Annotated in this window: 28 protein-coding genes and 2 tRNA genes; 21 read left to right on the forward strand and 9 right to left on the reverse strand. The window is 61.4% G+C overall.

The window, feature by feature from the left end; translation table 11 throughout:
• The 7 genes from ACR3EL_RS03650 (at nucleotide 1) to ACR3EL_RS03680 (ending at nucleotide 4,814) form a co-directional block, all read left to right on the forward strand.
• Nucleotides 1–522 carry a GNAT family N-acetyltransferase gene (locus ACR3EL_RS03650; protein ID WP_170337451.1) on the forward strand — a complete coding sequence of 174 codons (522 nt, stop codon included), beginning with the start codon at nucleotides 1–3 and terminating at the stop codon, nucleotides 520–522.
• A gap of 58 nt (nucleotides 523–580) precedes the next feature.
• Nucleotides 581–1,882 (forward strand): histidinol dehydrogenase, encoded by a 1,302-nt coding sequence (hisD, locus tag ACR3EL_RS03655; RefSeq protein ID WP_170337452.1) that lies wholly within the window; start codon nucleotides 581–583, stop codon nucleotides 1,880–1,882.
• A gap of 128 nt (nucleotides 1,883–2,010) precedes the next feature.
• Nucleotides 2,011–2,808, forward strand: coding sequence for a glycosyltransferase family 32 protein (locus tag ACR3EL_RS03660; RefSeq protein WP_170337453.1), 798 nt, complete (start codon nucleotides 2,011–2,013; stop codon nucleotides 2,806–2,808).
• Nucleotides 2,809–2,891: 83 nt separating this feature from the next.
• Nucleotides 2,892–3,371, forward strand: coding sequence for a UPF0262 family protein (locus tag ACR3EL_RS03665; RefSeq protein ID WP_093962859.1), 480 nt, complete (start codon nucleotides 2,892–2,894; stop codon nucleotides 3,369–3,371).
• Between the two features lie 3 nt (nucleotides 3,372–3,374).
• On the forward strand, nucleotides 3,375–3,833 hold the full coding sequence (locus ACR3EL_RS03670; protein WP_093962858.1) for an arsenate-mycothiol transferase ArsC: 459 nt from the start codon (nucleotides 3,375–3,377) through the stop codon (nucleotides 3,831–3,833).
• Complete coding sequence (locus ACR3EL_RS03675; RefSeq protein ID WP_170337454.1) at nucleotides 3,830–4,228, forward strand: ketosteroid isomerase-related protein; 399 nt, start codon at nucleotides 3,830–3,832, stop codon at nucleotides 4,226–4,228. Before ACR3EL_RS03670 ends, ACR3EL_RS03675 begins: the two co-directional genes overlap by 4 nt.
• On the forward strand, nucleotides 4,221–4,814 hold the full coding sequence (locus tag ACR3EL_RS03680; protein ID WP_170337455.1) for a GNAT family N-acetyltransferase: 594 nt from the start codon (nucleotides 4,221–4,223) through the stop codon (nucleotides 4,812–4,814). Before ACR3EL_RS03675 ends, ACR3EL_RS03680 begins: the two co-directional genes overlap by 8 nt.
• A 54-nt stretch (nucleotides 4,815–4,868) precedes the next feature.
• Here the strand turns inward: ACR3EL_RS03680 and ACR3EL_RS03685 are convergent, their stop codons facing one another.
• Nucleotides 4,869–6,044, reverse strand: a complete 1,176-nt coding sequence (locus ACR3EL_RS03685) for a S41 family peptidase (protein ID WP_170368882.1) — start codon at nucleotides 6,042–6,044, stop codon at nucleotides 4,869–4,871.
• Nucleotides 6,045–6,239: 195 nt separating this feature from the next.
• Between ACR3EL_RS03685 and ACR3EL_RS03690 the strand changes: the two genes are divergently transcribed.
• From ACR3EL_RS03690 to ACR3EL_RS03715, 6 genes are all read left to right on the forward strand, one after another.
• Entirely contained in the window at nucleotides 6,240–7,115 is an 876-nt protein-coding gene (locus ACR3EL_RS03690; RefSeq protein WP_170337457.1) for a carbon-nitrogen hydrolase family protein, read from the forward strand.
• 87 nt (nucleotides 7,116–7,202) lie between these two features.
• On the forward strand, nucleotides 7,203–7,421 hold the full coding sequence (gene infA, locus ACR3EL_RS03695) for a translation initiation factor IF-1 (RefSeq protein WP_005978431.1): 219 nt from the start codon (nucleotides 7,203–7,205) through the stop codon (nucleotides 7,419–7,421).
• An 11-nt stretch (nucleotides 7,422–7,432) separates the two neighbouring features.
• Entirely contained in the window at nucleotides 7,433–8,011 is a 579-nt protein-coding gene (locus ACR3EL_RS03700) for a Maf family protein (RefSeq protein WP_170337458.1), read from the forward strand.
• Nucleotides 8,008–9,030 carry a ribonuclease E/G gene (locus tag ACR3EL_RS03705; protein WP_170337459.1) on the forward strand — a complete coding sequence of 341 codons (1,023 nt, stop codon included), beginning with the start codon at nucleotides 8,008–8,010 and terminating at the stop codon, nucleotides 9,028–9,030. Before ACR3EL_RS03700 ends, ACR3EL_RS03705 begins: the two co-directional genes overlap by 4 nt.
• Entirely contained in the window at nucleotides 9,027–9,209 is a 183-nt protein-coding gene (locus ACR3EL_RS03710; RefSeq protein ID WP_170337460.1) for a DNA gyrase inhibitor YacG, read from the forward strand. The genes ACR3EL_RS03705 and ACR3EL_RS03710 overlap by 4 nt, the downstream gene beginning before the upstream one ends.
• A 79-nt stretch (nucleotides 9,210–9,288) precedes the next feature.
• A tRNA-Phe gene (locus ACR3EL_RS03715) sits at nucleotides 9,289–9,363 on the forward strand.
• Nucleotides 9,364–9,634: 271 nt separating this feature from the next.
• Here the strand turns inward: ACR3EL_RS03715 and ACR3EL_RS03720 are convergent.
• Both ACR3EL_RS03720 and ACR3EL_RS03725 read right to left on the reverse strand, forming a co-directional pair.
• Nucleotides 9,635–9,709: transfer RNA gene (locus tag ACR3EL_RS03720), tRNA-Gln, on the reverse strand.
• A gap of 90 nt (nucleotides 9,710–9,799) precedes the next feature.
• Entirely contained in the window at nucleotides 9,800–10,789 is a 990-nt protein-coding gene (locus tag ACR3EL_RS03725) for an NADPH:quinone reductase (RefSeq protein WP_170368864.1), read from the reverse strand.
• Nucleotides 10,790–10,878: 89 nt separating this feature from the next.
• Between ACR3EL_RS03725 and ACR3EL_RS03730 the strand changes: the two genes are divergently transcribed.
• The gene (locus ACR3EL_RS03730) at nucleotides 10,879–11,787 is read left to right on the forward strand and encodes a haloalkane dehalogenase (RefSeq protein WP_170368863.1); all 909 of its coding nucleotides are present in this window, start codon (nucleotides 10,879–10,881) and stop codon (nucleotides 11,785–11,787) included.
• A 9-nt stretch (nucleotides 11,788–11,796) separates the two neighbouring features.
• On the opposite strand, the gene ACR3EL_RS03735 is transcribed toward ACR3EL_RS03730, so the two are convergent.
• Nucleotides 11,797–12,270, reverse strand: a complete 474-nt coding sequence (locus tag ACR3EL_RS03735; protein ID WP_260066315.1) for an SH3 domain-containing protein — start codon at nucleotides 12,268–12,270, stop codon at nucleotides 11,797–11,799.
• Nucleotides 12,271–12,452: 182 nt separating this feature from the next.
• On the opposite strand from ACR3EL_RS03735, the gene ACR3EL_RS03740 reads away from it, so the two are divergent.
• From ACR3EL_RS03740 to ACR3EL_RS03755, 4 genes are all read left to right on the forward strand, one after another.
• Nucleotides 12,453–13,439, forward strand: coding sequence for a 2-hydroxyacid dehydrogenase (locus tag ACR3EL_RS03740; protein WP_170337463.1), 987 nt, complete (start codon nucleotides 12,453–12,455; stop codon nucleotides 13,437–13,439).
• A 138-nt stretch (nucleotides 13,440–13,577) separates the two neighbouring features.
• A complete protein-coding gene (gene ggt, locus ACR3EL_RS03745) occupies nucleotides 13,578–15,371 on the forward strand; it encodes a gamma-glutamyltransferase (protein ID WP_170337464.1) in 1,794 nt (597 codons plus the stop codon).
• A gap of 89 nt (nucleotides 15,372–15,460) precedes the next feature.
• Nucleotides 15,461–16,858 carry an FAD-binding oxidoreductase gene (locus ACR3EL_RS03750; protein WP_170337465.1) on the forward strand — a complete coding sequence of 466 codons (1,398 nt, stop codon included), beginning with the start codon at nucleotides 15,461–15,463 and terminating at the stop codon, nucleotides 16,856–16,858.
• Between the two features lie 176 nt (nucleotides 16,859–17,034).
• Complete coding sequence (locus tag ACR3EL_RS03755) at nucleotides 17,035–19,542, forward strand: GcvT family protein (protein ID WP_480720487.1); 2,508 nt, start codon at nucleotides 17,035–17,037, stop codon at nucleotides 19,540–19,542.
• Between the two features lie 40 nt (nucleotides 19,543–19,582).
• Here the strand turns inward: ACR3EL_RS03755 and ACR3EL_RS03760 are convergent, their stop codons facing one another.
• The 4 genes from ACR3EL_RS03760 to ACR3EL_RS03775 form a co-directional block, all read right to left on the reverse strand.
• On the reverse strand, nucleotides 19,583–19,918 hold the full coding sequence (locus ACR3EL_RS03760; protein ID WP_170337467.1) for a carboxymuconolactone decarboxylase family protein: 336 nt from the start codon (nucleotides 19,916–19,918) through the stop codon (nucleotides 19,583–19,585).
• Between the two features lie 69 nt (nucleotides 19,919–19,987).
• Nucleotides 19,988–20,641, reverse strand: coding sequence for a DUF938 domain-containing protein (locus ACR3EL_RS03765; protein ID WP_170337468.1), 654 nt, complete (start codon nucleotides 20,639–20,641; stop codon nucleotides 19,988–19,990).
• Nucleotides 20,641–21,705: an NAD(P)/FAD-dependent oxidoreductase gene (locus ACR3EL_RS03770; RefSeq protein WP_170337469.1), complete on the reverse strand. Its 1,065-nt coding sequence runs from the start codon at nucleotides 21,703–21,705 to the stop codon at nucleotides 20,641–20,643. The genes ACR3EL_RS03765 and ACR3EL_RS03770 overlap by 1 nt, the downstream gene beginning before the upstream one ends.
• Nucleotides 21,702–22,643, reverse strand: a complete 942-nt coding sequence (locus ACR3EL_RS03775; RefSeq protein WP_480720490.1) for an aldo/keto reductase — start codon at nucleotides 22,641–22,643, stop codon at nucleotides 21,702–21,704. Before ACR3EL_RS03775 ends, ACR3EL_RS03770 begins: the two co-directional genes overlap by 4 nt.
• 150 nt (nucleotides 22,644–22,793) lie before the next feature.
• On the opposite strand from ACR3EL_RS03775, the gene ACR3EL_RS03780 reads away from it, so the two are divergent.
• The 3 genes from ACR3EL_RS03780 (at nucleotide 22,794) to ACR3EL_RS03790 (ending at nucleotide 25,098) form a co-directional block, all read left to right on the forward strand.
• A complete protein-coding gene (locus tag ACR3EL_RS03780; protein ID WP_170368933.1) occupies nucleotides 22,794–23,171 on the forward strand; it encodes a hypothetical protein in 378 nt (125 codons plus the stop codon).
• A gap of 3 nt (nucleotides 23,172–23,174) precedes the next feature.
• Nucleotides 23,175–24,407: an HlyD family secretion protein gene (locus ACR3EL_RS03785; protein ID WP_480720493.1), complete on the forward strand. Its 1,233-nt coding sequence runs from the start codon at nucleotides 23,175–23,177 to the stop codon at nucleotides 24,405–24,407.
• Nucleotides 24,408–24,477: 70 nt separating this feature from the next.
• Nucleotides 24,478–25,098 carry a CDP-alcohol phosphatidyltransferase family protein gene (locus ACR3EL_RS03790; RefSeq protein ID WP_170358096.1) on the forward strand — a complete coding sequence of 207 codons (621 nt, stop codon included), beginning with the start codon at nucleotides 24,478–24,480 and terminating at the stop codon, nucleotides 25,096–25,098.
• Nucleotides 25,099–25,151: 53 nt separating this feature from the next.
• On the opposite strand, the gene ACR3EL_RS03795 is transcribed toward ACR3EL_RS03790, so the two are convergent.
• Nucleotides 25,152–26,225 (reverse strand): BMP family ABC transporter substrate-binding protein, encoded by a 1,074-nt coding sequence (locus ACR3EL_RS03795; protein WP_170337473.1) that lies wholly within the window; start codon nucleotides 26,223–26,225, stop codon nucleotides 25,152–25,154.
• Between the last annotated feature and the right edge of the window lie 11 nt (nucleotides 26,226–26,236).

Raw genomic sequence — 26,236 nt, forward strand, 5'->3', positions numbered from 1 at the left:
ATGCAGAACAAGCGTGGCATTTCGCAGGCGCTGTCTCAGGGGCGGGCCGGCGTGTCGCTGCGCCGGGCCACCGTGTTCGACGTGTTCGGCCTGAGCCGGGTTCTGGTCCGCTCCATCACCCGGCTGTGTGAAGCTGACCACGGAAATCAACCAGACAAGATCGCAGCGTGGACTGCCAACAAGGACCCGCAGTCCGTTCGCAACTGGATCGCGTCGGGCGCCCAGATCTGGATGGCCGAGCGGAGCGGGCAAGCGGTCGCCGTCGGCGGGCTGCGCGCACCGGCCGAGATTTCGCTGCTTTATGTCGATCCGGGCCACGCGGGGCAGCGGGTCGGTGCGGCGTTGCTGTCCCGGCTCGAGGCCGAACTGGCCCTGTCCGGGGCCACCACGGGTCATTTGATGTCCACCCGGACCGCGCTGGGCTTCTATCGCCGGAACGGCTGGGTCGCGGCGGGAGAGCCCGCGGACTGGAACGGCATTCCCCAATTTCCCCTGCGCAAATCGCTGCACCCCTCGGGCTGAGGGTTGAGGCCCGCCCCGGCGGGCGATAAGACCCGTTAAAACGCCCCGGAGTACGCAAATGCCCGTTTTCCTCGACACGACATCCGCCGATTTCGAAACCGGATTCCTGGCCCTTCTGTCCGCCAAACGCGAAGACAGCCCCGATGTCGACGCCGTCGTGGCGCAGATCATCGCAGACGTGCGGTCGCGTGGCGATGCTGCGGTGATCGAATTGACCGCAAAATTCGACCGGTTGCAACTGACGCCGGACACTCTGGCCTTTAGCGCCGCCGAGGTGACGCAGGCCATCGCGACCGTCAGCGACGATGACCGCGCGGCGCTGGAACTGGCCGCCGCGCGCATCCGCGCCTATCACGAACGCCAGATGCCGCAGGACCAGGAATGGACCGACGAGGCGGGCGCGACCCTGGGCTGGCGCTGGTCGGCAGTGTCTGCCGCGGGGCTTTACGTGCCGGGCGGGCTGGCCTCCTACCCGTCCTCGGTGTTGATGAATGCCATTCCGGCCAAGGTGGCCGGGGTCGAGCGGCTGGCCATCGCGGTGCCCACGCCGGACGGACAGGTCAACCCGCTGGTCCTGCTAGCCGCGCGTCTGTCGGGGGTCGACGAAATCTATCGCATTGGCGGCGCGCAGGCGATTGCCGCTCTGGCCTATGGCACCGACACGATCGCGCCGGTGGACAAGATCACCGGACCGGGCAACGCCTTTGTCGCGGCGGCCAAACGGCGGGTGTTCGGCAAGGTGGGCATCGACATGATCGCCGGCCCCTCCGAAATTCTGGTGATCGCGGACAAGGACAACGACCCCGACTGGATCGCGCTGGATCTGCTCAGCCAGGCCGAGCACGACGAAAGCGCCCAGTCGATCCTGATCACTGATGATGCCGGTTTCGGCCGGGCGGTGGCCGAAGCGGTGGAAAAACGGCTGGAGACGCTCGAACGACGTGCGATCGCCGGGGCCAGCTGGCGCGACTATGGTGCGGTGATCACCGTGCGCGACCTGGACGAAGCCGCCGCGCTGTCGAACCGCATCGCACCCGAACACCTTGAACTGTGCGTGGCCGATCCGGTGGCGCTCAGCCAAAAGACGATCCACGCCGGCGCCATTTTCCTGGGCCAGTACACGCCCGAGGCCATCGGCGACTATGTTGGTGGCCCGAACCACGTGTTGCCCACCGCACGCTCGGCCCGGTTTTCGTCGGGGCTCAGCGTGATGGATTTCCTCAAACGCACCACGCTCAGCCACATGACGCCCGAGGCCCTGCGCGCCATCGGCCCGGCGGCCGAGCAATTGGCGCGGTCGGAAAGCCTGGAGGCGCACGGGCTATCCGTGGGCGCGCGGCTCAAGCGGCTGAATGGTTGACCTTGGCATCATGGCGGCGGGGTCACATCCGGCTTGCGACTGCCGCGGCGCGTGCAAAACCACTTGCGGTGGTCGTCCGACCCGTGCGTTTTAACCGGTGACGTCTTAGGACAAACCCGGAGCCGAATTTGGAACGTGTCGCAACCCTCTGGATCGGAGAGCGCTTCAGCTTTCTGGAGCATCTGTGCCTGAAATCCTTTGCGGACTTGGACCAAAAGCCGATCGTCTACCACTATGGCGATCTGCAGGACATTCCGGGCTATGTTGAGGCCCGCGATGCGCGAGAGGTATTCGATGCGTCCGAAATCTATCGCGATCCGATCACGCGGTCGGTCGCCGTACATGCGGACCTGTTCCGCTTGAAACTGCTGCAGCAGACCGATCAGATATGGGTGGATGCGGATGCCTATGCGGTCAAACCTTTCCAGACCGATCAGGGCTATTTGTTTCCAGCGGCCAACCGCAGACGACAACGCATCATGAATGGCGTTCTTGCCCTGCCGAGCGACAGCCCGGCCTTGGCCGAAATGTGCGCCTTTGCCTTTGACGGCGATCTGGTGCCGCCCTGGTGGCCCGAGGAACAGCAGCGCGCCTATCTTCAGATCTTCGGGCGCTCGACCTATTGGAGCCTGCCGATCTTCAGCCTTGGCCCGCCGATGTTGTTTCACTACCTTTTTCCGACGCCGGAACATGCCAAGGCCGTCTCGCGGAAATCGCTGTATGCGGTTCCGCTGCGCCATCGGGCACTGTGGAACGAGCCGGATCAGGACAAGCTTGAGTTCCTGGACTGGCAGAACCAAACCTCGATCCATTTCTACGGCTCGTGGTTTCGCAGGATCTTCAAAGATCGCGATATCAATCCCGGTTCGCTTGTTGACACCTTGCTGCGAAAGCACGGGATCGACCCCAACGAGCACCCCATCTGACCTTGCGTCCAGCCCGTTTCCCGCGTTGTCCCGCGGGCATAGGTGCGCTAGGTCTGGCCTGACCTGAACGGAAGTCGATGACAATGACCCGCATTTCGCATATCGAACTGGACGATCGAAACCTGCCGCCGCCCACGCCCGAGATCGAGCAGGAGCGCAAGGTTGCGATCTATGACCTGCTCGAGGAAAACTCGTTTGCCCTGCCCAAACGCGACGATCGGTTGGTGCCCGACGGCCCCTATCACGTGCAGCTGTCGATCCGCGACAAGCGGCTGGTGTTCGACGTCACCACCGAAGACAGCCAGAAAGCCGCCGAGTTCCACCTGTCGCTGGGTCCGTTCCGGCAGGTGGTCAAGGACTATTTCCAGATCTGCGAAAGCTATTTCGATGCGGTCAAGACCCTGCCGCCCAGCCAGATCGAAACCATCGATATGGCCCGGCGCGGCATCCACAATGAAGGCAGCCGAGTCCTGCAGGAACGGTTGGAGGGCAAGGCCGAGATCGACACCGATACCGCCCGCCGCCTGTTCACGCTGATCTGCGTGCTGCATTTCGGAGGCTGACGGGTGAAGCCTCTGCCGCATTCGGTCCTGTTCTGCTGCGACCACAACGCGGTGCGCTCGCCCATGGCCGAAGGCATCATGAAGAAATTCTACGGCACGGGCACATATGTGCAGTCGGCCGGGGTGCACAACGACCTGGAAATCGACGGGTTCAGCATCGCCGTCTGCCAGGAGATCGACGTGGAGCTGTCGCGCCACCGGTCGCGGTCGTTCGACGAGATGCAGGAATGGGGAGATGACCTGGGGTCATTCGACCTGATTGTGGCCCTGTCGCCTGCCAGCCAGCGCAAGGCGCTGGAGCTGACGCGGGTTTTTCACCTCGATGTCGATTATTGGCCAATAATGGACCCTACCGGGCTGGGCGAGACGCGCGAGGAAAAGCTACACCACTACCGTCAGACCCGCGATCAGATCATCAAACACCTGAAGGATCGCTGGGGGAAACCTACGGAGATCGCATGACCCAGACCGTCCAAGCCTATTTCGATGCCTTCAACGCCGGGGATGTGGCCGGCATGCTGGCCTGCCTGTCCGACGACGTGGCCCATCACGTGAACGAAGGCCAGATCCGCGTCGGCAAAGAGAAATTCGCCGAATTCTGCGCGCATATGAACCGCTGCTATCGCGAGACCTTGACCGACATGGTGATCTTCGAGGCCGAGGGCGGCACCCGCGCCGCCGCCGAATACATCGTCAACGGCACCTATCTGGAAACCGATGCCGGCCTGCCCGCGGCCTCAGGTCAGTCCTATCGCCTGCCCGCCGGGTCGTTCTTTGACCTCAAGGACGGCAAGATCACCCGCGTGACAACCTATTACAACCTGGCCGACTGGGTGAAACAGGTGTCGGGTGGCTGAGGTCACGCAGGTCCGCGCGCTGACGGGGCCGGCGCTCGAGGTGGCGCTGGACGACGTGGCGCGCCTGCGCATCGCGGTGTTCCGCGACTGGCCCTATCTCTATGACGGCGATCTGGCCTACGAGCGCAGATACCTGCAATCCTATCGCGACAGCGACCGGGCGATCGTGGTCGGGGCCTTTGACGGCGACCGACTGGTCGGGGCCGCGACCGGCGCGCCGCTGGCCGACCATGCCGAGGATTTCGCAGCCGCTTTCGACGGCACCCGGCTGGAGTTGTCGCAGATCTTCTACTGTGCCGAATCCGTGCTGCTGCCCGACTATCGGGGGCAGGGCGTTGGACATGCGTTCTTTGACCTGCGCGAAGACCATGCACGTGCCTTGGGCTTTGCCAAATGCGCCTTCTGCGGCGTGCAGCGTCCGGCGGACCACCCGATGCGGCCAGCCGGCTACCGGCCGCTCGACCCGTTCTGGCGCGCGCGGGGCTATGCGCCCTTGCCCGGCGTTATCGCCCAGTTTTCGTGGAAGGATCTGGGCGAGGACTCGGAAACCCTCAAACCGTTGCAGTTCTGGATCAGGGATTTGTGAACCCGCCCTATCGCGTTGTTTGTGCCGCCGGCACGCGCGCCGACAGCCGTTCGTCTAGCCGCGAAAATCTTCGAGGATCCGTCGATAGAACGCTCCTCGTGCTCCAGCGCCCAAGGGTCCTGCGACACATTCCCGATCCAGGTTTAATTCCCCCGCGGGCACGATCTGCCGCGCGATTTCGGGCGGTGTCGTTTCGTCAGACGTTCCCGTCCTCCAATCGTGAAAGGCGGTGGAGTATCGAACGACCGCGCCGCTCGCCGGCAAGTCAAGCAACCCACCCTCGGCAAAGAACGTCAGTCTGTCTCCCATTTCTTCCCCGATGAGTTTGAGCCTGTCACCCAAGCGATGCTTGAGGATAGCGACAAACACGATCGCGGCGGAGAACGTGAATTTATCGACAATTACGACGACCCGCTGACTTGCGCTTTGCGCGATTGCGTCGATCAAAGGCATCGTCAGAAGAAAATCACCGCCGCTGTTTCCGCGAACGTCAATCAAAAGCGTTTTGCCAGAGCAAGCGCGCACGCGACCCGCTGCCTCGGATATGGCTTTGCGCAGCGCATCGTTGTCAGGGTCAAAGAAGCTCGGCAGTTGAATTAAAAGCCCAAGTGCCTGCCAATCCTCAATTTCCACAAAGCTCTCGGGTTCCCATGCTGGATCGGCTTTGCCGCGCTCGTTTCTCGGGTAGAGCGTCGACGCAGGAACGGTGTTTCCATTTGCTACTTTCAGGTTGGTTGTCTGCCCATTTTCGTCCTGCAAATGATACTCGGTCGTACCGTCGTTGGACGAAAATCCCAGCCGTTCCAACGCCTGCGGCCAAGCCAGAATAATCGGGCCGATGACCCGCTTCCTCTGGCGCGTTCCCGCCAGAAATTTGTCCGCCGCGGCCTCGATTTCGCTTACAGCAGCGCCATTGACTGCCAGCAGCGCGCCTTGTGGAGCGATCACCCCCGATGCCGACCCAAGGACTTGGACGGAACGCCCCACGCTTACGAACCGCAGAGGCAACACCGAGATTGCATCATTCGGGATCAGCCGGGTGTGCCCGTTGCTGGGAAGTGCCAGAAGGCGCATCGCGGACAGGAGAAATGCATCGACCGAGCTCTCAAGTGCGTATCGCCGACTGTCACTGACACAGCTGTCTATCGCCGCCCTTTCGATCCGCTGAAAGCTGGGATCGTTTGGCAGAACAGTCTCCAGAATGAGCTCCAGGTCATCGATCAGCGACATGGGTCACAGTGCGCATGGCCGATCGGCAATGTCCAGATTGGGTGTGGGTCCGGCGCTCTACCGGCCCGGACCCTTGCTTTGAAAGGCTATGCACCGAACCAATAGTTTCTGTTGCGGCGAACAACCCGATTGGCCTGTACACCGGGCAACAACGGCTATTTACTTCTTCGCAAGAACAGCATTGGAACCCGCATCATGAAAATCGCCACGGCCGCCTACAATCTCGACTGGCTCGACAGCTGGGCGCATTACGAAGACAAGCTGGACGCTTGGGTTTCGCAGGCCGCGGGGCAGGGGGCCGAACTGCTGGTGTTTCCCGAGTACGGCGCGATGGAGCTTTCGACGCTGGCCGGGGCCGAGGTTGCGGGGGATCTCGAGCGCTCGATCCAGGCGGTATCCGAGCGGATGGAAGATGTACAAATCCTGCATCGGTGCCTCTCGGCCGAATACAATTTGTACATTCTGGGCGCATCCGCCCCGGTTCAGGCCGGCTCAGGCCGCCCGATGAACCGGGCCGAATTCTACGCCCCTTCGGGCGCGCAGGATCATCAGGACAAGCAGATCATGACCCGGTTCGAGCGCGAAGACTGGGACATCGCGCCGGGCGGACCGTTGAAGATCTTCGAGACGGCGCTGGGCCGGATCGGCGTTCTGATCTGCTATGACAGCGAGTTTCCCCTGCTGGGCCGCGCCCTGTCAGAGGCCGACGTGATCCTTGTACCGTCTTGTACCGAGGCCCTGTCGGGCTATTGGCGGGTCCGCATCGGCGCGATGGCACGGGCGCTGGAGAATCAATGCGTTACGGTCATGGCGTCGCTGGTGGGTAACAATGAATGGTCCCAGTCCGTGGACGCAAACACCGGGACCGGAGGCGTTTTCGGCCCGCCGGACAAGGGCTTTCCACAAACCGGCGTGCTGTCGGAAGGCGTGCTCAACCAGCCCGGCTGGACCTACGCAGACGTCGATCTGTCGGCGATCGCCGAAGTTCGGGCGGATGGCCATGTCCTGAACCGATCCCACTGGACCGAGCAGACGCCCCGAGTCGAATCGGTCACAATGTCGCGCCTTTAAGTGATTCCACCCTTGAAATAAGGCCGAAATAGGCTCATTTAAGCGCCACCTGCGGATTCTGCAGGGCAACGCAAAGATGGAGACAACATGGCCAAGGAAGATACGCTCGAATTTCCCGGTGTCGTGAAGGAACTCCTGCCTAATGCGACGTTTCGGGTCGAGCTGGAAAACGGCCATGAGATCATCGCACATACGGCAGGCAAGATGCGCAAAAACCGCATCCGTGTTCTGGCCGGCGACAAGGTTCAGGTCGAGATGACCCCCTATGATCTGACCAAGGGTCGGATCAACTACCGCTTCAAGTAACGCCTGCCGCAATGGCGTTCATTCTAGGATCGGGCAGCCCCAGACGGCTGGACCTGCTGGCTCAGCTTGGCGTGCAGCCCGACGCCATTTCTGCCCCTGACATTGACGAAGACCCCCAAAGGGGCGAGCTTCCGCTGCCGTATTGCGCGCGCATTGCCCGCGAGAAGGTGCATGCCGTGAAGGCGGCCCCGGACGATATCGTCCTGTGCGCCGACACGACGGTTGCGCTGGGTCGACGCATATTGGGCAAGCCCGAGGGTGCGGGACAGGCAGCCGAATTTCTGCATGCCCTTTCAGGACGTCGCCACCGTGTGATCACCTCGGTCGCGGTGCGTCGCGGCGATCGGATGTTGCAGCGTGACGTGGTCAGCCAGGTCAAGGTCAAGCGACTTTCGGACGTGGAAATCAACGCCTATCTCGCTACCGGCGATTGGCAGGGCAAAGCCGGTGCCTATGCCATCCAAGGGCCCGCGGGCGCCTTCATTCCTTGGATCTCGGGCTCGTTCACCGGTATCGTCGGGCTGCCCTTGTCTGAAACCGCAGGACTGTTGCAAGGCATCGGTTACCCCCTGTATCGCGAGGCATCATGAAAGGTCGAACGATCATTCTGGATCACATTCAAGGCCGCGAAGCCGCGGCCCTGATGGTGGATGGCAAACTGGATGATTTCCTGATCGCTGCCGATGCGCCCGCCCCCGGAACCATCTACCGGGCCCGGGCCGAGCGGGCGATCAAAGGGCAGGGCGGGATGTTCCTGACAACGCCGGATGGTCCGGCTTTCCTTCGGCAGGTCAAAGGGTTGGCGCAGGGTGAGATGCTGCTGGTGCAGGTCACGGGTTATGCCGAACCGGGCAAAGCCTTGCCAGTGACGAACCGCATCCTGTTCAAAAGCCGCTATGCCATCGTCACGCCGGACGCGCCCGGGCTGAACATCTCCCGCTCGATCCGCGATGATGATGAGCGCGACCGGCTGCTGGTGATTGCCCATGAGCAGATGGACGGCAGCCCCTTCGGTCTGATCCTGCGCTCCGGTTGCTGGGGCGCGGATGCCGATGAAATTGCCGAAGACATCGCCGCCATGCGGGCGCTGGCCGAGCAGGTCGTGAACGACACCGGAGACGCACCGGAAACGCTGTCCGAGGGCGACGGACCGCATGTTCTCGCCTGGCGCGAATGGGTGGAGCCGGCCGAGGTCTCGACCCAGGCGGGCGGGTTCGCGGACCATGGCGTGCTCGAGGCGCTGGACGCCGCACGTGGCGCATCCCATCCTTTGGCGGGTGGGGCGCATATGTATATCGAACCCACCCGGGCGTTGGTGGCCGTGGATGTGAACACTGGTTCGGATGGCTCGCTGGCTGCGGGAACAAAGGCCAATTTCGCCTGCGCCAAGGAACTGCCGCGCGCCCTGCGCGTGCGCGGGCTGGGCGGGCAGATCACGCTCGACCTTGCGCCGATGCCCAAAAAAGACCGGCGCGGATTCGAATCCGCACTCCGCGCTGCCTTCAGGGCTGACAGCGAAGAAACGATCCTCGCCGGCTGGACGCCGCTGGGGCATTTCGAATTGCAGCGAAAACGCGGCCGTATCCCATTGTCGGAGGTCCTGAGATGAGCTGCCCGATCTGCGGAGAAGATACGGTCAAACAGTTTCGTCCGTTTTGCTCGAAACGCTGCGCCGATATCGATCTGGCCAAGTGGCTGAACGGCTCCTATGCGGTTCCGTCGCAGCGCGAGGATGACCTTGATGATGAGATTCAGGATGCCGTCGAAATCAAGGATCGCCCGCACTGAAAAAATCTGAAAAAGCCTCTGGACACCGCGTTTGGCAAGTCATAGAAGGCCTGCACCCAACGGCAAACGCCGTTCCCGTGCCCGGGTAGCTCAGGGGTAGAGCAGTGGATTGAAAATCCTCGTGTCGGTGGTTCGATTCCGCCCCCGGGCACCACTTCAATTCTTTGAAACCTCTTGTATATTCACAACTCTAGATGGATTGATGTCGAGCCGAAAGCGGTCGATTCGCGACTTGCGCAGCGAACAACGCTCGCCGAACCCCAGATCAACATGCAGTATTTGGAGCCAAAATAGGTGGCTCTTCAACGTTTGGAATTTTTGCGCAGGTCGTTTTGCGCTTTGCCGTACAGATCCCAATTACTGTGGCACACTGTTCGAAATGAATAGTGCCCAATCTCTTGATCCAACGATTTTCAGAGATTTAGTGGCTGGGGTGGTAGGATTCGAACCTACGATACACGGTACCAAAAACCGCTGCCTTACCACTTGGCTACACCCCAACGGTGAGCGGCTATCTACGATTGTTGGTGACGGTGTTCAAGTGCTTTCCCGCAAAAAATCGAGGCCCGCGAAAATTTTTTTGCGGCGATCTATTTGGTCTCCAACAGCACCGCTCCGGTTCGGTTTCCGGCCTCGACCGCACGGTGTGCGGCGGCGCATTCTTCCATCGAATAGACCTTTTGGATCGGGCAGTTCAGCGCGCCGTCGGCCAGCGCGTGGTGGAGGTTCGCGATCGCTTCGTTGCGCAGATCGGCCGGCAGCAGATACACCAGAACCATTTCCAACGTCACCGATTTGAACATGAGCGGGTAAAACGGAAGCGTCGGCGTCATTTTCTGGGCCGAGCCATACGCATTGATTCTGCCGCTTTCGGCGATAACTGCAACATTGGTTTCGACGTTTTGGCCAAACTCCACATCGACGATGCGACCGACCGGACGCCCTTGATTGGCGTCCAGGATCTGTGCCGGCAAATCGGTCGCCGTGTAATCCAGTACCGCATCGGCTCCGGCCTTTGTCACACGTTCGAAGTTGCGTGGACTGGCTGTGGCCAGCACCTTTGCTCCGCCCCATTTGGCCAACTGGACGGCAAGGAATCCGACCGTCCCTGCACCACCGTGAACCAGCAGGGTTTTACCCGATACCGGGCCACCGGAAAACACGGTGTGGCTGGCGGTCAGGCCGGGAATCCCAAGGACGGTACCGGTTTGCAGCGCGACCGTGTCGGGCAGGTGAACAGCCTGTTCCGAGGGCAGGGTGATTTGGGTTGCGGCCGTCCCGAACGCACGGCCCCACTGGCCGTTCCAGATCCAGACCCTTTGACCCACCCGCGAGTCCGGAACGCCTGGCCCGACAGCCGAGATGACACCTGAACCGTCGCTGTGCGGCACGATTACCGGGAAAGGCGGCTTGGTGATCCCGGGCCGTGCCCCCGCACGTGCCTTCACGTCCGAAGGGTTCACTCCGGAATAGGCCAGCGCAACTGTCACTTCGCCCGGGCCCGGGGGTGTATCCGGCAGTTCTTGAATGGATAGAACATCAGCGGCGGGTCCAAATGTCTGATAGGTGACGGCTTTCATGGCGGCTCCGGTTTGTCGCGTCGTGACGTTCACCCTATCGTCGCGGGCCAGGAATGCTAGCCTGCCAAAAAACCATGGGAGATCAGAGTATGAAGGCGTTGCGCACACCGGACGAACGGTTCCAAAATCTGCCCGACTATGATTTCGCACCCAACTACCTTGAGGTGGATGATACTGAAGGCGGCGCGTTGCGGGTCCACTATCTTGATGAGGGGCCGCGCAAGGCAGTTCCTGTACTGATGATGCACGGCGAACCCAGTTGGTCTTTTCTGTATCGTCATATGATCCCGCCAGTCGCCGCCGCGGGTCATCGGGTCATCGCTCCGGACCTTGTGGGTTTCGGCAGATCCGACAAACCCGTCGAGCGCGGCGACTATACCTATGCGCGCCACGTCTTCTGGATGGGTGACGTTCTGCGTCAACTCGATCTGCGGGACATCACTCTGGTCTGTCAGGACTGGGGCGGATTGATCGGGTTGCGCCTGTGGGCCGAGATGCCGGACAGGTTCGCCCGGGTCGTTGTCGCCAACACGGCCTTACCAACCGGGGACCAGCCCTTGGGCGAGGCGTTTGCCGCCTGGCGACAGTTCAGCCAGGAGGTGCCGGATTTCCGCGCCGGCCGCATCGTCTACGGCGGAACGGTTTCAAAGCTGACCGAGGACGAGGTCGACGCCTATGACGCGCCGTTCCCTGACGATCGTTTCAAGGCGGGGGCGCGACAATTTCCGATGCTGGTGCCTGACCGCCCCGACGACCCCGAGTCTGAACCGAACCGACAGGCTTGGAACGTTATCCGCGGTCTGCAAACCCCTGTCCTGACGGCTTTTGGTGCTGAGGACAGGATTATGGCCGGGGTGGATGGGGTTTTTCAGAAACTTTGTCCCGGTGCGGCGGGACAGAACCATGTTGTGGTGCCGAAAGCCGGTCACTTCCTTCAGGAGGACGTGCCCCTGGAACTTGCGGAAACGGTTCTGGCCTTCATCCGCGAGACGGCCTGAGCAGCGGTCTCATTCTCGGATTTCGTCGGGCTCCACGCCCCAAAGATTGCTTTTGAGGGTCCAGCCGCGATAGCCACCGGCCGAAATGCGGCACCAATCCACCGTGCAGGTGCCCAAGCGGGCCACGACGCCTGTTTCGAAATGAGCGTTGACCGGGGATTTGGGGTCGGGGCTGGCATAGACCGGCAGCATGTCCGATTCAATCAGAACCGTGCGGACACCTGACAACAGTGCGTAGTGGACCCATCCGCCAGCCCCGTCGCGATCCTGAACCTTGCGCCAGTTGCCGTATTCGGCCGTCACCTGAAGTGGCATGCCGCGGCGCTTGAAAACCCAGTCAACACGATGAGTCAGCGAAGGGCCGCGGCGTACGTTCGCCTCGGCCGCCTTCATCGACACGTAGCGCGGCAAAGGCAGGTTCGTCACCTGCCCGCGTTTTTCCTGCGCGTGCGCGATTGCGCCTGTCAGGAACAGAAGCGTGATTAGAAATGCCAGAACTGGGCGTTTCGCCCTCAAGAAAGCACTCACTGCCTGCCCGCTGATTTGCCTGTCTGCCGTGTTTCAAAAAAGGTTGGGGCGATGCCCATGGGGTTCTTGTGCCCCGGCTGATCCTGCGCCACGATGCCATGACGCGCATCGGAATGCAAAGCGGTAGGAGGGCTGAAGTGCCAAGAGAACGTCTGAGTGTTGTTGTAACGCGACGGTTGCCCGAAGTGGTCGAGACACGTCTGAGCGAGTTGTTCGACGTCCGTTTGCGGGACACCGACACACCGATGACGCGCGACGAGTTGGTCGAGGCGGTCAAACAGGCCGATGTGCTGGTTCCGACGATCACGGACACGATCGACGCGGGTGTTTTGGGCCAAGCCGGAGAGCGGCTGAGGCTGATTGCGAATTATGGCGCCGGTGTCGACCATATCGATGTCGCGACGGCCCGTCAGCGCGGCATCCTGGTCTCGAACACGCCGGGTGTTCTGACCGACGATACCGCCGACATGACGATGGCGCTGATCCTTGCCGTAACCCGTCGGATTCCCGAGGGTCTGTCGGTTATGCAAAAGGGGGACTGGACCGGCTGGGCGCCGACGGCATTCCTTGGCGGGCGGATAGGAGGCCGGCGTCTGGGCATTCTGGGTATGGGGCGGATCGGACAGGCCGTCGCGCGCCGCGCCCGGGCCTTCGGAATGCAGGTCCACTACCACAACCGCCGCCGGTTGCGTCCCGAAATAGAACAGGATCTTGAGGCGACCTATTGGGAAAGCCTCGATCAGATGGTGGCGCGTATGGACGTGATCTCGATCAACTGCCCATCAACGCCGTCGTCATTTCATCTGATGAACGCGCGACGTCTAAAGCTGATGAAGCCGACGGCGGTCATCGTGAACACGTCGCGGGGCGAGGTGTTGGACGAAAACGCGTTGACGCGGATGATCCGGGCGGGCGAGATCGCCGGTGCCGGGCTGGACGTCTACGAGCACGGAACCGACGTGAATCCCCGACTTCGGCAGCTGCCGAATGTCGTGCTGCTGCCGCATATGGGGTCGGCGACGCTCGAGGGTCGCATCGAGATGGGCGAAAAGGTCATCATCAATATCAAGACGTTTGAAGACGGGCACCGGCCGCCTGATCAGGTCGTTCCCGCGATGTTGTAAGAAAACGCCAAGGCATACGTGCTCCTGCTGTTTGCAAGGCAGAGCTTTGCCGTCTTTGGCGGTCGTCCCCGCACATGGTTGCGGGGCAGCACGGTGCCGTGCACTGTCAGATTCAGTATTTGGATAAGGAGGTTTTTTATGTGCTCCAATTGGTTCCCTACTGTTGTGGCCTGCGCGCTGACCCTGGCGAACCCAGTGATTGCCCAGCAAACCGCCGATGAGGTCGCGCCCGAGGGTGCATCCGACGGCCAAGTTCAGGCCTTGACCGACGAGGTGATCGCCGCGCTGAAGGCCAAGGCCGACGGCGTGCCTGTCAAAGCTGAAACCTGGATGGTTGCGGCGGCCAACCCGCTGGCCGTCGAGGCGGGTGCCAAGGTTCTGGCTGCCGGCGGAACGGCAGCGGATGCAATGGTCGCCGTTCAGGTTGTCTTGGGCCTGGTCGAACCGCAGTCCTCAGGATTGGGCGGGGGTGCCTTTCTGGTCTGGTACGACGCGGCCAGCGGACGCCTGACCACCTTGGATGGGCGAGAAACCGCGCCGAGAGAGGCAAGCCCGACCCTGTTTCTGGACGAAAGCGGCGAGCCGCTCAAATTTTTTGACGCGGTTGTTGGCGGGCTTTCGGTCGGGACACCCGGTACGCCTGCATTGTTGGAGGAAGCCCATCGGCGCTGGGGGCGCAGCCCCTGGCCCGGTCTGTTCGAGGATGGTATCCGCCTGGCTGACGAGGGGTTTGTCGTTTCGCCGCGGCTGGCGGGCTTGATTCAGGCCGACGCTGAACGTCTGGCACGCTTCCCTGACACGGCCAACTACTTCCTGCCGGACGGCGAGCCGCTGGCGCAGGGTCAGCGCGTCTCCAACCCAGACTATGCCGAGACTCTGCGCGTTCTGGCATCCGAAGGGGCTGCGGGCTTTTATGGAGGAGAGATCGCGGCGGACATCGTGCGGACTGTCCGAAACGCTCCGGGTAACCCGGGGGTTCTGTCCGGAGTTGATCTGGCGTTGTATCAAGTGATCGAGCGCGAGCCGATCTGTGCCGCCTATCGTAGCTATGAGGTCTGCGGGATGGGTCCGCCGTCCTCGGGTGCGCTGACGGTTGGACAGATCCTTGGCATTCTCGACAATTACGATTTGGCGGCGATGGGTCCCGAAAGCGCCGAAGCGTGGCGGCTGATCGGCGATGCCTCGCGCCTGGCCTTCGCGGATCGCGGTCGCTACATGGCCGACAGTGATTTCATTCCGATGCCGACGCAGGGCCTGATCGATCCGGCCTATCTGGCCGAGCGTGCCGCGTTGCTGAATGACGCTGGGGCGTTGACCGAGGTTGCGCCGGGAAATCCTGAGTTTGACCACGCGCTGAACTGGGCCGACGATGCTTCGATCGAACTGCCGTCGACGTCCCATATTTCGATCGTGGACGCCTATGGAAACGTGCTTTCGATGACCACGACAATCGAGAACGGTTTTGGTTCGCGTCTGATGACCAACGGCTTTCTGCTGAACAACGAACTGACCGACTTTTCCTTCCGGACCCACAGGGACGGGGTTCCGATTGCCAACCGGATCGAACCGGGCAAACGCCCCCGTTCCTCAATGAGTCCGACGATTGTCATGCAAGACGGGTCTCCGATTCTGGCGATCGGGTCTCCGGGTGGCAGCCGGATCATCGGTTATGTCGCAAAGTCTATCATTGCCTGGGCGGACTGGGGTATGGACGTCCAGCAGGCGGTCGCCCTTCCTCATCTGGTGAACCGTTTCGGGACCTATGATGTCGAGGTCGGCACAAGCGCCGAAGGCTTTGCGGACATGTTGGGCGAGCTGGGCTTTGAAGTGAACGCGCGGGATCTGACCTCGGGCCTTCATGCCATCGAAATCCGCGACGGTCTGCACGGCGGAGCCGATCCCCGTCGAGAAGGGATCGCACTGGGCGAGTGATCACGTCGGAGCGTATGGGTATTGCTCCTGTGGCGTGGGCCTTCTAGTCATTGTCTGGGCCTGCGCCACTGCGCCAAGGGAGGGTTGCCATGGTTGAAGCGACAGCATTGTTCCGCAATGCGGCGGGGATCGACACCGCCATCAGCATTCTGAAACAGCGGTTCGGGGACCGGTTGCAGACCGGCGCCTCGGTCCGCGAGCAGCACGGGCACACCACGACCTGGATTGAAAACCAAAGCCCGGACGCGGTGGTCTTTCCCAATTCGACCGAAGAGGTCTCGGACATCGTCAAGACCTGTGCAGCGCACAAGGTTCCCGTGATCCCTTTCGGCACCGGAACGTCGCTGGAAGGCCACGTGAACGCGCCGGCCGGCGGCGTTTGCATCGATCTTGGCCAGATGAACCGGGTCTTGGCCGTGAACGAAGGTGATCTGGATTGCGTCGTGCAGCCCGGGGTCACCCGCGAGGACTTGAACACCCATCTGCGCGACAAGGGGCTGTTCTTTCCGATTGATCCCGGAGCCAATGCCTCATTGGGCGGGATGGCGGCGACCCGAGCGTCGGGTACCAATGCGGTTCGCTATGGAACGATGAAGGACAATGTCCTGAGCCTCGAGGCGGTTATGCCCGATGGCAAAATCATCCGTACCGGTCACCGGGCCAAAAAATCCTCGGCCGGCTACGACTTAACCCGCTTGCTTATCGGTGCCGAGGGCACGCTGGGCATCATCACGGAACTGACTCTGAAACTGCACGGCATCCCCGAGGCGATTACCTCGGCCCGGTGTTCTTTCCCGACGGTTGATGCGGCCTGTCAGGCCGTGATGACGACCATTCAATTCGGCGTTCCGGTTGCCCGGATCGAACTGCTGGACGCGATGTCGGTCAAGGCGGCCAACGCGTATTCCGGGCTGAAGCTGCCGGAAACGCCGTTGCTTCTGCTTGAGTTTCACGGCTCGGAGGCCGGCGCAGCGGAACAGGCCGAAACCTTTGGCGAAATCTCCGAGGATTTTGGCGGCACGGGCTTTGTCGCTACGGCCAGCACCGAAGAAAGGTCCAAGCTCTGGCAGGCGCGGCACGACATGTATTGGGCGTCCCTCCAGCTTCGGCCCGGAGCGCGAGGAATCTCGACGGATGTCTGCGTCCCGATCTCGCGCTTGGCCGAATGCGTCACCATGGCTCAGGACAAGGCAGCCGAGTTGGACCTGCTGGCCCCGGTCGTCGGTCATGTCGGTGACGGAAACTTCCACACGCTGGTGCTGATCGACATGGACGATGCCGACGAAGTGGCGCGGGCCAGTCAGTTTGTCGGATGGCTCAATGATCTGGCGATCTCGATGGACGGGACCTGCACAGGTGAGCATGGAATCGGGCAGGGCAAGAAACCGTATCTGGTACGGGAACTTGGGGATGCGACCCGGTACATGGCGGCGATCAAGGCCGCGCTGGATCCTGACAACATCATGAACCCCGGCAAGATCGTCTGACCAGGCCGGGAAAGCGCGCGCAACTATCGGCTCTTGGTGCGTGCCTGTTCGCGGATTCGCGTCCCAACGTGTACGGCAGGTCGGTTTTGCACCGTTTTGCGTCGGATGGACTTGGCGCTGATTGGTCCCGTTCGGCATAAACCTTGCCAAACAGACTCAATCCGGAGAGCGGGCGTATGAAAACCCAAGTCAAAGCACTGGTCGTTGGCGGCGGCGCCGTCGGGACCTCGATAGCCTATCACCTGGCCAAGGCGGGCTGGGAGGATGTCATGCTGATCGAGAGGGACGAGTTGACCTCGGGCTCGACCTGGCACGCTGCGGGTCTGCTTCCGCTTTTCAACATGTCCTATGCGACGACCCATATCCACAAATACTCGGTGGATTTCTACAAGACGCTGGAAGAGGAAACCGGCCTGAACGCGGGGTTCGCGGTGGTTGGAAACCTGCGCATGGCGCAGACGCAGGACCGCATGGATGAGTTCATGCTCTATGCCTCGACTGCCGAGACCTGCGACGTCAAATATGAATGGTTGACGCCCGAGCAGATCAAGGAGCGCTGGCCGCTGATCGAAACCTCGGATCTGAAGGGCGCGCTTTACCATACCGAGGACGGTTACATCAATCCGGCCGACGTGACCCAGGCGATGGCAAAGGGCGCCCGCCAGCGCGGTGTCGAGATCGTGCGCAAGATGCAGGCCGATGCCTTCCATTGGAACGGAACCCACTGGGAAGTCACCTGCACCAAGATGGTCGAAAAGGGTGGCAACCTTGTCCCCAGCGACGAGCAGGTGGTCATCACCGCCGAGCACGTGGTGACCGCTTCGGGAAACCATGCCCAGCGTACCGCCAAGCTGCTTGGGATCAAGATGCCGGCGATCCCGGTCGAGCATACCTTCATTGTCATGGACAAGGACCCGGAACTGGTGAAATGGCGTGAAGCCGGCAATCAGGAACACCCGGTCGTGCGTGACGCCGACAACGAATCCTACGCACGCGAGGAGCGCGGCGGCTGGATCCTTGGCATCTACGAGCACGGTGCCCCGGCACGTTTCGAATACGGTGTGCCCGACAGTTTCCGCGCTGACCTGTTCCCTCTGGATCTGGACCGGATCGCCGATCAGTACATGGCCATGGCCGAGCGTGTCCCGTCCTGTGCCGAGTCCGGCCTCAAGGACGATTTCAACGGTCCCATCTGCTATACGCCTGATGGCAACCCGCTGGTCGGCCCGGCGCCGGGCCTGCGCAATATGTGGCTGGCCGAAGGGTTCAGCTTTGGCATCACCGCCGCCGGCGGCACCGGCTATTATCTGGCGCAGATGATGGTCGACGGCGAAGCCGAGATCGACATGGCCTCGCTGGACCCCAAACGCTATTCGTCCAACTGGATGACCACCGAATTCGCCGCGCGCAAGAACGAGGAATGCTACGAGCACGTCTACATTCTGCATCACCCGGATGAAGAGCGCGAGGCCTGCCGTCCGCTGCGCACCGTTCCGGCCTATGATCGTCAGAAAGCCCGCGGCGCGCAGTTTGGGTGGGTCAACGGATGGGAACGCCCCAACTATTTTGGCCCGGTCGATGCCCCTGACAACTTCGACAGGGAAAGCCGCAGCTTCCGCCGTGGTGGATGGTGGCAGTATGCCGTCGAAGAAGCCAAGGCGATCCGCAACGGTGTCGGTCTGATCGACGCGTCAGCCTTCACCAAGCATGTCGTCAAGGGCCCCGGCGCCACCCAGTTTCTGGATTGGTTCACCTGCAACAAGCTGCCCAAGGTCGGTCGCATCAATCTGACCTATGCGCTTACGGCGCATGGCACCACGCGTACCGAGTACACCATCGTTCGCCTGAAAGAGAACGAGTATTACCTCGTCTCGGCCGGTGCCTGGACCGAGTATGACGCCGACTTCCTGCGCAAGGCGGCCGAGGACAAGATGGACGAGTTCGGCCACATCGAGATCCAAGACGTGACCACCCAGTGGGGCGTCTTTGCCATCGCCGGGCCGAAATCGCGCGATGTGCTGAAAGAGGTCATCAAGGACGCCGAGCCGGAAACCGCCCTTTCGAACAAGCGCTTCCCGTGGCTGTCGGCACGTCAGATCGAACTGGGCATGTGCCCGGTCAACGCGATCCGCGTGGCCTATACCGGCGAGCTGGGCTGGGAACTGCATCACCCGATCGAGATGCAGAACTACTTGTTCGACCTGCTGGAACAGGTCGGCGAGAAGCACGGCATGAAGCTGGTCGGCGCCCGCGCGCAAAACTGGCTGCGGCAGGAGAAATCCTATCGCGCCTTCGGCACCGAACTGGGCCGCGACGCCACCCCGCTCGAGGCCGACCTGCCGCGTTTCGTCGATTTGGACAAGGAGTTCCACGGCAAGGACAAGCTGATCGAAACCGGTGTGCGCGTGAAATGCTGCACGTTGCTGATTGACGGGCCTGAGGATGCCGATCCGTGGGGCCGCGAGGCGCTCTATACGCCCGAAGGTGAGCGCGTGGGGCGTCTGACCTCGGGCGGGTATTCGGTGGCTTTCGAGAAATCCATCGGCATGGGCTATGTAAAGCCCGCACTGGCCGTGGAAGGAACCAAACTGAAGGTCAAAATGCTGGACCACCTGTGGGATGCGGTCGTGACGTGCGACAGCCCCTATGACCCCAAGAACGAGACCATCCGCAAGGACGGTTGATCGGACAGAGGCCCCGGACAACTCCGGGGCCTTTTTTTGGCTACGCGCTGAGCTCGTCGAAGCACTCCAGCGCCTTGGCTGCGTACATCATCGACGGACCGCCACCCATCTGGATCGCCATGGCCAGAACGTCCGAGAATTCTTCACGCGAAGCGCCCGCTTTGACCAGTGTTTCGGTGTGCAGCGAAATGCAGGTTTCGCACCGTACTGCTATGGACATGCCCAAGGCGATGAACTCCTTGGTCTTGAAATCCAGTGTTCCGCCTTCCTTGACCGATTTCCCGAGCGTACCGAAAGCGCGGGCGGTATCTGGTATGGCTCCGTTCAGGTTGCGCAATCCGCTGCGCGTTTCAGCAAGTCTGTCTGACCAGGTCATGTCTTGTGCCTCATGTACATATTGCATCTTGCATATGTATCAGCGGCGTCAGAGCGGCTTTGATCTTGATCAGATCGAGGGCTTTTCTGCGACAAAAGCCAGATTGTTCGCAGGCATTGGAACCACTCCGACAACCCGCAGCCCTGTGCTTTCCAAGTAGTTGCTGATCTGGCTGTCGTCCTTGTAGCCGATCTCGGGGTCTTGCCGGGTCAGGTCGGCATGAAAGCGTCGGTCGCCGTCGCTGATTAGCTTGCCCTGGCGCATGAACGGTCCGTAGAGAACGAACCGCCCCCCGGGGCAAAGGGCCAATGCGGCCTCGGACAGAACATTCCGGGCTTCTTTCCAGCTGATCAGATGCAGCAGGTTGATCAGAATGATAAGGTTCTGGTTGCCAAAGTTTTGGTGCCATCCGGGCAGGGTTGCGTCCAAATCGACGGCGGGAAGGATGTTTGGCAGGTCCTCCGCATAGGCGTCGATGCTGGCCCGGCGGGCGGGATCGATCTCGCTTGGCTGCCAAGTCAGGTCAGGAAAGATACGGGCAAATGCGGCGACGTGTTGACCCGTGCCGCTGGCTAGTTCCAATGCGTTTCCAGTTGCGAAGGGCATCTCGGCTAGCACCGCGCACAAGGCGTCTGTATTGCGGCTGGCCGCAGGAGCGATCATCTTCGCGCCGTCACCCTGAGAGGCGACGCTTGCCGTCGGAGGCAGTTTCCGCCCGCCCATCAGCGTAACCGGGACACGGATAGCGCGGAGACCATCGCGGCATCCAACTCGGGCGCGCGGCCTAACGCAAGATCCGCGACCAATCGCGACGCCACCGGTGCGGTTTGAAACCCGTACCCTCCCTGACCGGCAGACCAGACAAAACTTTCATCTGACGGGTCGGGACCCAGAACAAGCGTGCCATCCGGGGCAAAGCTGCGCAGCCCGGCCCAATTGGTCTCGACACGGGTGACCGGGCTGGTCACCATTTCTTCGTACCGGGCCAGGCCCTCGGCCAGCACCATATCGTCGGCATAGGCGTCATGCGGTTCGACCGGGTCGGCCTCGGACGGTGACACCAACAGCTTGCCGGCATCCGGTTTGGCGTACCAGGTTTCACCCGCGCCCAGCATCATCGGCCAATTTTTCACATCATGGCCCCCAGGTGCTGGCAGTCGGGCCATGGAACGGCGGCGCGGCGTGATTCCGATCGGTGCGATCCCGGCCATCCTTGCGACCTCGTCCGCCCACGCACCAGCGGCATTGACGATGGTGCGCGCCTGAAAGGCCTCGGCCGCTTCCACCAGCCAATGGCCGTCCTTGCGGATCCGCGCCACTTTTTGGCGGATCAGGACCGATCCCGCATTGGCGCGAATGGTGCGGGCGAAATCCTGTAGTATACGGTCGGTGTCGATGTCGTAAGCGCCCTCACTCAGCGCTGCGTATGCGACGGTTTCCGGGTTCAGGACCGGAACACGCACCAACGCATCGGCGACCGAGATTTCGGCCATTCCCAGCTCGCTCAGGTCTTTGCGGAACTGGTCGGCCTGATCAATTTTGGCCAGCAGCATCAGCCCGCGCGGGGTCAGATAGTCGTTCGAAAAAAAGAACTCGGCGCTGGCCTTGTTCAGAGTCACGACCGAAGGCGGGCCATAACCTTCTTCGAACAATGCCGCCGATCGCCCCGAGGCGTGATAGCCCAGCGCGTCCTCGGCCTCGAGTACGGTTACCGTCCCATGCTCGGACAGACGCGCACCGGCGCTTAGGCCGGCAATACCTCCGCCGATGATCAGAAAATCAATCACTGGACCTCCTCCAACCGGTCCGTCGCCGGTGGCGGTGTCTGGCTGAGCGCCGTGATTCGGGCATAGAGCTTAGCCGGAAGGTCGAGCGTCAGCGCAGCCAGCGACGGCGCCAGCTGTTCGGCAGATCTGGCCGATATGATCGGCGACGGCGCAAACGGGCTGGCGGCAACCCAAGCGACGGCAAGCGTCGCCGGATCCACGCCAGCCTGATGTCCCAAGCGGGTCAGTTCGGCAGCTGTTTCGGCCATCCATTCAGCCCCATAGCGGCTGGCATATCGGTCATCTTCGGACAGCCGGCCGGCTGCACCGCCATGGGAGTACTTCCCGGTCAGCAACCCGCCACCCAGCGGCGAGTAGGCAAAAACCGATATACCTTGATCCGCACACATAGGCAGGATCTCGACCTCGGCCTGTCGCTTGACCAGGTTGTACATCGGTTGCAGCGCGTCGATGGTCAGGCCGAAATCTGCGGCGACGCGCACGGCTTTCATCACTTGCCAGGCGGCAAAATTAGACAGGCCGACATAGCGGATCTTGCCCGCGTCTTTGAGCTGGGCAAAGCACTCCATCGTTTCGGCAAGATCGGTATCCGGGTCGAACCGGTGCAGGTACAGCAGGTCGACCATGTCCTGACCCAGACGTTTGCGCGAAACGTCGAACTGCGCACGGATGTTGGCCGCGCCGGCGCCGCCTGTGTAGCCCGCTTTGGTGGCGATCGTCAGCTGCTCGCGCTGAGACGCGATCATCTGGCCCAGCAACGTTTCCGACGCACCGTCGGTATAGACATAAGCTGTATCGAAATGCGTGATGCCGGCCGCGCGACAGGCGTCGAACATGGCCCGGCTTTGTTCGGCATCGGCGCGGCCCCCGAACTGCATCGTGCCAAAAGTGAAACGGCCAATGTCAGTGCCGTCGGGATTGGAAAGCCTGAGTGTCATGAGAGTGCCTGAAATGAGCCCGGCGAACGGGGGACTTTGATCAATTGTCGTCCCAAGTTTTAATCAGGGTTGAATTTGAGCATCAACCCTTCCAAACATTCACAACCAAAAACGCAGGAGGGCAGGGTGACCACCGCAGACCTACACCCAATGGCCACAGGGCACATTCCGTCATATGTGACCCAGGCGGATGGCAGCGATTTTCTCTTCAATTTCATGGTGATCTTCACAGTTGGTCTGATCCTGCTGATCGGTGTCGCGTATTTTACGTTGCATTCGATCCCCGAGAAGATGGCCCATGAGAACAACCACCCGCAGTTTCAGTTGGTTGGCATCCTGGCGTTGTTGGCCCTGTTTACGCACAATGGCTTATTCTGGGTTGCCGCCATCCTGGTTGCAGGTTTTCAGTTTCCTGACTTTGCTGCGCCCCTGCGCGCGATTGCAGATGCAATTCGGTCGCTGGCACCCGGGGCGTCTCCTCCGCCCGCCGAGCCGGACCCTGAGCCCACCGCTCCGCAGGAGCACTGACGCATGATCGAAACATTTCTTTGCGCACTGGTCACTGTTCTGCCCGACTTTCTGTTCCGACGCTTCGTTCAGGGAAAACGGATTGGTCACGAAATCACGCTGTTCACCATGTGGTACGAACTGCGCTGGGGGCTGACCGCCTGCGCAATCCTTGCGCTGACGGTGATTACCACGCTGTTCTACTTCCATCCAGCAAGCAAAACGGCGGCGTCCTATTTCCGGACCGTGACGATTCTTCCGCAACTGGGTGGGCGGGTGTCCGAGGTATATGTCACCAACAACCAGATGGTCACCGCGGGCCAGCCGATCTTTCGTATCGAGGATTTCACCCAGCGCGCGCAGGTCGAAGCCGCACATGCCCAGATTGCTCAGATACAGGCCTCGCTGAAGGTTACGCAAACGGATCTGGCCGAGGCCGAAGCCGGTATTGCAGGCGCGCAGGCGGCGCTGGCGCAGGCGCTCGAGGATTTGGAGCGCAACACCACTCTGCGCGATCAGGGATCCAGCGCAGTCCGCCTGACCGAGATCGAGCGACTGGAGAACCTTGTCGCCGAGCGCGAGGCAAAGGTTCTGGCCGCGCAATCCCAAAAGGCGGCCGTTGTTCAGAAGATCGAAGAACTGATCCCTGCCCAGTTGGCCAGCGCCGAGGCGCAGCTGGATGCCGCACTGGCCGAATTGGACAAGACGACAATCAGCGCAGGTGTGACGGGCCGTGTCGAACAGTTCGGGCTACGGGTCGGCGATTTTGTCAGCCCGCTGATGCGCCCGGCGGGGATTCTGGTTCCGACGGATTCCGGCCGCGACCGGTTTCAGGCGGCTTTCAACCAGATGTCTGCGCAGGTGATCAAACCGGGAATGATCGGAGAGCTGGGCTGTATGACACGGCCATTCACGGTGATTCCGGTCGTTGTGGTCCAAGTGCAGGATGTGATCCCTTCGGGACAGATCCGGCCCACCGACGAATTGCGCGACGTTCAACAGAACACAACCCCCGGATCAATCCTCGTGTACCTCGAGCCGCTTTACGAAGGGCTGGCAGACAAGGTTCCCCCGGGCAGCAACTGTCTTGCCAATGTCTACACCGACAATCACGACAGGCTTGAACACGAAGATCTGGGTTTCTGGGAAAGGGCATTCCTGCATGTCGTGGACACGATCGGTGTGGTTCATGCGGCAGGCTTGCGACTGCGTCTGATCCTGATGCCTGTGAACACGCTGGTTCTAAGCGGCCACTGATGGCGGGAACGTGAGTGTTCTCGCGCTATTGTGTCTGGAAATGGTGCCGGTCCCCGGTTAACTGCCGCACATGTTTGATGCGCAAATCCGCCCGATTATCGACCCGGCCCTGAACGCTCAGGGCCGTTTTCTCGCGCGGTTGGGCTTTACGGCGAACCAGGTGACGCTGATAGGGCTGGCTCTTGGTTTGGTCGCAGCGGGCCTGATCGTGGCCGGCGCGACGTACTGGGCGCTGGTGCCTTTGCTGCTGTCGCGCCTCGCGGATGGGCTGGACGGTGCTGTTGCGCGTGCCCGGGGCGGCACCGATTTCGGCGGCTATCTGGATATCACCTGCGACTTTCTGTTCTACGGCGCCATCCCCTTCGCATTTATTCTGGCTGACCCGGCCTCCAATGGCGTGGCCGGTGCTTTCCTTCTGCTGTCCTTCTATTTCAACGGCACCAGTTTCCTGGGCTTTTCGCTGCTGGCCGACCGGCACGGATTGAAGACCGACGCCAGAGGGCAGAAGGCCCTGTATTTTTCCGGTGGTTTGCTGGAGGGGGCCGAAACGATCGGTTTCCTTGTTCTTTTGTGTCTGGTGCCAGACGCGTTTGCCGCTTTGGCGTGGATATTCGGCAGCTTGTGTTTCCTGACCGCCACATCCCGGATCGTGTTGGCAGCGCGCAGTTTCGGCAACCGTTCCGGGAACTGAAAAAGCCCGCCGTTTCCGGCGGGCTTTGGGTTTGTTGACAGTACATGTCCCGCTTATTGCGGGATGTCGCCTTCCAGCCCTTCGACATAGAAGTTCATGCCGGCCAGAGTGCCATCATCGGCCACTTCACCCTCGGCCAGCCAGGCGCTGCCGTCTTGCTTGTTCAGCGGCCCGGTGAACGGGTGATAGCTGCCATCTGCAATCGCGGCTTTCAGGGCCAGCGCCTCTTCTTTGACGTCGGCCGGAACGGCGTCGGAAATCTCGCCGATTTCAACCATGCCTTCCTTGATGCCGTCCCAGGTGTTCACCGACTCCCAGGTGCCGTCCATCACGGCCTGGGTGCGTGCGATGTAGTAAGGCGCCCAGTTGTCGATGATCGAGCTGACGCGCGGCATCGGAGCATATTCGCTCATGTCCGAGGCCTGGCCGAAAGTGATCACGTTGCCGGCTTCTTGTGCGGCCGCCTGCGGTGCGGTCGAGTCCGTGTGCTGCAGGATCACGTCTGCGCCCTGTTCGATCAGAACCTTCGCCGCATCGGCCTCTTTCGCCGGATCGAACCAGGTGTAGGCCCAGACGATCTTGAACTCGACATCCGGGTTCACCTTCTTGGCGTGGATGAAGGCCGAGTTGATGCCGCGGATCACTTCGGGGATCGGGTACGAACCGATGTAGCCGATGATGTTCGACTTGGTCATCTTTCCGGCGATATGACCTTGGACAGCGCGACCCTCATAGAAACGCGCCGAGTAGACCGACACGTTGTCGGCGGTCTTGTAGCCCGTGGCGTGTTCAAATTTCACGTCCGGGAATTTCTTGGCCACGTTGATGGTCGGGTCCATGTAGCCGAACGAGGTGGTGAAGATCAGGTCAGCGCCTTCCAGCGCCATCTGGGTCATGACGCGCTCGGCATCCGGGCCTTCGGGCACCGATTCCACGTACACGGTTTCGACCTTGTCGCCAAAGTGCTTTTCGACGGCCTGACGGCCCTTGTCGTGTTCATAGGTCCAGCCGCCATCGCCCACCGGGCCGACATAGACGAAACCGACCTTTGTCTTGTCCTCGGCCACGGCGCCCGTGGCAAGGCCAAGTGCCATGGCGGCGCTTGCCAGAAGTGAAGTGAATTTCATTTAGTTACTCC

Source organism: Ruegeria sp. BJ3 (genome assembly GCF_056535665.1).